Annotated in this window: 5 protein-coding genes and 1 pseudogene; 2 read left to right on the top strand and 4 right to left on the bottom strand. The window is 43.5% G+C overall.

Going from position 1 to position 5,761, the window contains the following annotated elements:
- Window positions 1-112 precede the first annotated feature (112 nt).
- Window positions 113-619, bottom strand: a complete 507-nt coding sequence (locus K2P83_RS09795; protein WP_292928698.1) for a Mut7-C RNAse domain-containing protein — start codon at window positions 617-619, stop codon at window positions 113-115.
- 165 nt (window positions 620-784) lie between these two features.
- On the opposite strand from K2P83_RS09795, the gene K2P83_RS09790 reads away from it, so the two are divergent.
- Window positions 785-976, top strand: a complete 192-nt coding sequence (locus K2P83_RS09790; RefSeq protein WP_292928697.1) for a hypothetical protein — start codon at window positions 785-787, stop codon at window positions 974-976.
- A gap of 114 nt (window positions 977-1,090) precedes the next feature.
- Here K2P83_RS09790 and K2P83_RS09785 read toward each other — a convergent pair whose 3' ends face one another.
- On the bottom strand, window positions 1,091-3,154 hold the full coding sequence (locus K2P83_RS09785; RefSeq protein WP_292928696.1) for a di-heme-cytochrome C peroxidase: 2,064 nt from the start codon (window positions 3,152-3,154) through the stop codon (window positions 1,091-1,093).
- Window positions 3,155-3,620: 466 nt separating this feature from the next.
- Here K2P83_RS09785 and K2P83_RS09780 point away from each other — a divergent pair, with 466 nt between their 5' ends.
- Window positions 3,621-5,114: a bifunctional metallophosphatase/5'-nucleotidase gene (locus tag K2P83_RS09780; protein WP_292928694.1), complete on the top strand. Its 1,494-nt coding sequence runs from the start codon at window positions 3,621-3,623 to the stop codon at window positions 5,112-5,114.
- Between the two features lie 164 nt (window positions 5,115-5,278).
- Here the strand turns inward: K2P83_RS09780 and K2P83_RS09775 are convergent, their stop codons facing one another.
- A complete protein-coding gene (locus K2P83_RS09775) occupies window positions 5,279-5,584 on the bottom strand; it encodes a hypothetical protein (RefSeq protein WP_292928692.1) in 306 nt (101 codons plus the stop codon).
- 59 nt (window positions 5,585-5,643) lie between these two features.
- Window positions 5,644-5,761, bottom strand: a pseudogene (locus tag K2P83_RS09770) (IS1595 family transposase); the annotation flags it as partial.

Raw genomic sequence — 5,761 nt, 5'->3', positions numbered from 1 at the left:
GCTAGGAAATATTCGATTTGTTGTTTTCCGGTTTCCATTAATTTTCCATTACAGTGCGTGCAGCGTGTCAGTGGTTTATCAAAGAATACAAATTAAGTCTTTTCAAGACTTCTTAAGTTTGAATTTTAGGTAGATTTGCACGAACAAAATATCCGTAAGTGATAATTCTGCGTTGCAGAAATGAACGATCCCGGGTAAGAACTATCCGTTGTTGCTCACTGGCGATCGTTGCAACTGCGGTATCGTCGAAATCATTGCGATACAAACAATCAAATCCCAGTAACCTTAAATAGCGCGCTAATTTTCCAAGATTGGAGTCCACAACAAACACAGGCGGTCGTGACACTTCCATGCGATGCGGCAATAACCGCTTGACTTCAGGGCTACCATCGGCGGGATAAACCTGGATGCTGTCTTTATCCTGCACAATATAGTCAAAATTTACCGCAACACCATTGACCAGAATCAGCTCAACTTCCGGGTGCGGCACATTAAATGATTCGATCATGTCCTTGACCGAGGCTTTCCGGTAAAAATTATGAATAATTTCTGTAGCACTCAGCGCTGGCGCAATAAAGTCGTTTAATGAATGATAAAAATGTATTTTGATCTGCGCCAATGATCACTACCCTAAAAATTAGCTGCACTTAAGATTTTGATGGATTTTTGACGTCGAGGTTGATTTAGTTTGACTAAGATCAATGTTTCCTATGATTGCAATCAGTATTCTGAGAACCGTTGTAACTGGAAAATTAATTATTAACTAATATTCAGAAGGTTTTGTATGAGGATTACACACTTTTTGGGTGCATCAGTAATTTTGGCCTTAGTTGCTTGTGGCGGCAAACCAACCGCGCCAGAATCTCCTGATCCTGCGGCCTACGGTAAGACAATTCAACCATTTCATCAAATACCTGCAGGCGATCAGGAAGGTGGCGGTCAAGCCAGATCAACCGAAGAAAAATCAAATTACTAAGTGAAAGTTTATCAGTGTTCTACAGCAAAAAATCACAAGCAAATTTGGGCTATAGAACACTGAGTTTTACATATCAAATAAACAACCCCGTGGTCTTGCCACGGGGTTGTTTATTTACAGAGTCTTGAGATATTCCAGCAAATCCTCTTTTTGCTCTTTAGTAAGAGGCTTTAAAATTTCCCCATTCGGTTGCGCTGTTTTACCGGATGCATATTCATGGCCAGCATTGCTATTGCCAGGAAAACTGGTATCAAAAGTAAAACCTTTGTCACCGCTCTTTAGGCCGACTTTTTCCGGATCAAATTCGCGCGATCCAACTTTAAACTGATCAGGACGGTATTCATCCTCTTCCGGATCACCTTCACGTTTCTTGGGTAGTAACAAATCATGAAGTGATGGCACAGAACCATTGTGTAAATAAGGTGCCGTTGCCCAGATACCATTCAAAGACCGTCCCTTATAGGCATTCAGTGAGGCCAATGGATTAACTGTAGTATCCGGATCATAATTGCCATGCTTAATGGAAGATTTAATCTCATTTTCATAAAATGCTTTTGCAAGATTAACAATCCAATCCGTCCAACGTTGGAAAAACCATTTATCGGGGTCAGGAGTAGCCACCACATTTCTAGTTGCTTGAGTCAGCAAGGCAGCAACAGGAGCCTGTTTATCCAGTAAAATATTACCTACACCAAGGCCTACATACTGGTTGCGCAAAATGCCAGAATAGCCCTGAGCAGTAAAACTGTTTTTAGCCATAGCGGAATCCGTTCCTACAAAATTGACTTTTGTCATATTAGCGATAATACGACGATTTGGATCCTCACGATCAATCCTGGCATGACAGGCCTCGCAATACTCGTCAAACAATGTTTTACCCCGAGCAGCTTTTTCCCTATTGATATCACCAAGAATCTCCTCTGGCCAAACAGGAGAATTTAATTTCATCAGGTGTGATTCAATTCTGTGCAAGTTTTGTACATTAATGGAAGAAGCAAAGCTGACTTGCGTGATGCCATCGCTTTGTCCGCCGATAATTGATGATAATGTCGTTCTTTTTTCTTCCTTCCAGTCAAGTGTGCCAAATACGCCAATCACTTCACCCGTATTTCGACCAATTGGCCCTAGCCCAGCATTGTCAGCTATCCCATTCCATTGCACATAATCGTGTTGAGCGATGTCCCATAAGAAGGGATAGCTAACGGGTGCGTCAGGTGCGTTGAACAATGCATGGCGCAATCGCCCTAATTGCCATTTAGTGAGATGCTTGCTAAGGCGTTCCATCACATGATCACGTTGATCTCCCGACATCACTTTACCTACGTCCTTTGGTATGATCTCGTCGATTTGTTCCTTAGTCATCACTTGATCCCGCATGATCTTAGGATCACGCAACAGCTCTCTTAACTCTCTTTCATTGATGATATGTTCAAGCACACGATTATAAATACGTCCAAAGGCATCCAGTCGTGCATAGCCATAGGCAGTTGGGCTATGATTGATCACGGTATAATCGTAAATGCGTTGTTCATACTTACTTAGATCGGCGAGTATTTCAGCTTCCGATTTGTAATTTCCCTTTGCCAGGACATTTTTGACAAACCGCTGCGAGGCTTCTGCATTTTCACGCGTATGTTTCAAAGCTTTTGCGATATCTTTCATGATGTTTTCCATATCCGCGGTGGCTGGACCGCCATCAATACGGATACCCACACCGTTATAGTTTACTTGCCCGGTATGGCATGCGGCACAAGTTAAACCGACATACTCTTTGCCCTTGTAGTCATCCTTGACCCAGCCGACAGGTAACGCATCCGGGTTGCTCGATGAGGCCTTCTGGGGTAAATAACGATAGAAATTCATATTCTCATCAGAGCGGAAAAGCTGAGATTCTCCCGCCTTTTCCAGTACCAGGAAGAAATCATAAGGCATCAGGTTTGATCCTTGTGTGGTGTAGTAGAACCACAAACTGTCGGCAGAATTCCAACCTTGATCAAGGTATTTGATCTCTGTATAACTATCACCTAATTGATCTTGTTCAACAGTCGCTGCATAGCGACTCTGCTCGGCTTCCGGAATCAATCCCACTTTACAGCCAGATAGTATTCCGATCAGAAGAGCCAGAGCTGGATAAAGAAATAAAAACCGTTTTTCTGACGCAATGAAATATTGTTTCACGATAATTCCCCTTTTTACTTGAATTAATTCAATCAGTATTGTCAAGAACAAAAACACATGCATGGTAATGCTAAATTCTGAATCTGTTAATAAATCGTGTAATGACTTCTCGCTCCTCACATTACATGATCCTGGATTATTTCTATTCGAGGTCCGTGCTGATATCCCAATCTTGGTGAATTGTATTTTTATTACGTGCCGTAACAGTTCCTGATTATATTAAGAATCCGTCGCTGATAACAACAATACTCACAATCTGAAGAAATCATACTTGAAATCAACAGCAACTTTACTGCCAAACCATCAAAACTTTATTGCGGTTAAACCAAATAGAACAAATATTCCCTGCGTTGCGAAGCAGAAGCCGATACTAAGGATAAAGTTGATACTGTAATTTTCTTACAACTTGTCATACACTTGCAAAAATACTGACTGTAACAGTGCTATAAAAATCCAGGAAGCTGCCATGAAACAACCATACGCCATTCTGTTAGCTGTACTCTTCGCGCTAACACTGACTGCCTGCAACACAACGCCTTCTGCACATATTGATGATGACAGGATTCATGTAACGATTCTACACTTTCAGGATATTTATGAAATCACACCGGTAAGCGGCGGCAAAGAAGGCGGCATTGCACGGGTTGCCACATTACGTAACCAGTTGCTGGCACGTAACCCCAATACCATCACTACATTAGGCGGAGATCTATTCAGCCCATCTGCAATCGGCACAGCACAGTATGAAGGCGATCGACTGGCTGGACGGCAAATGGTGGATGTTTTGAATCACTTCGAGCTTGACTACGCGACTTTTGGCAATCATGAGTTCGATATCAAGGAGAGTCAATTCCATCAGCGAATGCAAGAAGCAAAATTTACTTGGGTATCGAGCAATGTATTTGACGCGAATGGTCGTCCTTTCTCAGGCGTCAATCAAAATCTCGTTATTTCAGTTACCGGCAAGAAAAGTGGAAAATCTTTCAGGATCGGTATGTTTGGACTAACCCTTCCAATCAATAAGCCTGACTATGTCAGTTATTCCGAACCCTTGACAGTCGCCAACGAGCAAATCAAGCAACTCGGCAAGCATTCCGATTTCATTATTGCCTTAACACACCAAACCATCGAAGACGACATCGAGTTGCTGCAAAAGAATCCACAAATCGGATTACTACTGGGCGGACATGAACACGTCAACTATCAGAACTGGCGCGGGAATTTCACACCGATTCTGAAGGCCGATGCCAACGTGCGCTCAGTTTACGTGGTTGATCTTTATTTCGATCCACAAACTGGCAAAACCGAGATCAAACCCACTTTTGTGCCGATCAACGACACCCTGGCGGAAGATCCTAGCGTCAAGGCAGTCGTCGATAAATGGATGAGCATCGCCTTCGCTGCCTTCCGTCAACAGGGATTTGAGCCTGAAGCCGTGGTCACGACCACCACCGAAGCATTGGATGGACTCGAATCCAGTGTACGCACCCGCAAAACCAACCTGACTGAATTAATCGCCCAAAGCCTGCTGCGCCCCTATCCGGAAGCCGAACTATCGCTCTACAACAGCGGCTCGATCCGCATTGACGATGTGCTGCCCGCGGGTCAAATCACCGTCTACGATATCATCCGCGTGCTACCTTTCGGCGGCAAAATCCAACTGGCCGCAATAAAAGGCAGCCTACTGTTAAAAGCACTGAATCAAGGGGTAGCGAACACAGGCGCAGGCGGCTTTCTGCAATCCGCCAACACACAACAGATCAACACTGGCTGGCAAATCAACGGCACTCCAATCGATCCGAAAAAAACCTACAAACTGGCGATCAATGATTTTCTCGCATCAGGGATTGAGCGTAACTTGGATTATTTGAAACCCGGCAATCCGGATTTCACGATTATCAATCCGGGAGAAAACATCGATATCCGCCAAGTGGTGATTGATCAGTTGAAGAATAACTAAAAAAGTTTCTGACGATCCCTAAAATGCCTTGCTTTTCCAATTGACCAGCGAATCTTAGGCAAAGCAAATAAATGTAAAATTCATCATCGAATAGAATCACTGGATCAGGATAATCGCACCGATATCAACTCGATTTTTGCAAATTCAACTTAATCACAGCTTCTCTAGACTACTTGTACCTCTATTACAACTCCGAGAACAAGTGTAATGGACAGGCCAACCATAAAGCAGTTTGTCTTAGTTGCAATGGTTGGTGCAAGTAACGCGCTAACGATCCCCGCGATGACCGCGAACAATGCGAGTCTACTGAGAAAGAAAAACAAGAAATTCAGCCATTCAACTGTACTAAAGTCGACTAGCAAGAGATTCATCGCAATCGGTAATAATGCTCCCGCTGCTCCATAACCAAATTGCCGAAATTTCGAGAGTTTCTCCGGTTCCAAAGACAAAATCTCTGTTGAAATTTCCATCGGCACAACGTCTAAACATGTCGGAGGCTTACCATCTAGCCCCTTCTCTTTTTTAAGGGCTATGTCACCGTTAATTGTTGAACGTCATTCATACCCAATGCGGCAAGCAAAACTGAGCGGGGAGACAAGGAACCATGAGCACGATCAATCAGCCGTCGCCACCCGAGATAATTGGCA

This window comes from Nitrosomonas sp., assembly GCF_019752415.1.
Lineage (GTDB): Bacteria > Pseudomonadota > Gammaproteobacteria > Burkholderiales > Nitrosomonadaceae > Nitrosomonas.
This window is presented reverse-complemented; position numbering and strand designations above follow the sequence as displayed.

What these genes read in the sequence shown, in the direction of transcription:
- K2P83_RS09790 (WP_292928697.1), top strand. Translation starts at nt 785, where the DNA reads ATGAGGATTACACACTTTTTGGGTGCATCAGTAATTTTGGCCTTAGTT.
- K2P83_RS09780 (WP_292928694.1), top strand. Translation starts at nt 3,621, where the DNA reads ATGAAACAACCATACGCCATTCTGTTAGCTGTACTCTTCGCGCTAACA.
- K2P83_RS09775 (WP_292928692.1), bottom strand. Translation starts at nt 5,584, where the DNA reads ATGGAAATTTCAACAGAGATTTTGTCTTTGGAACCGGAGAAACTCTCG.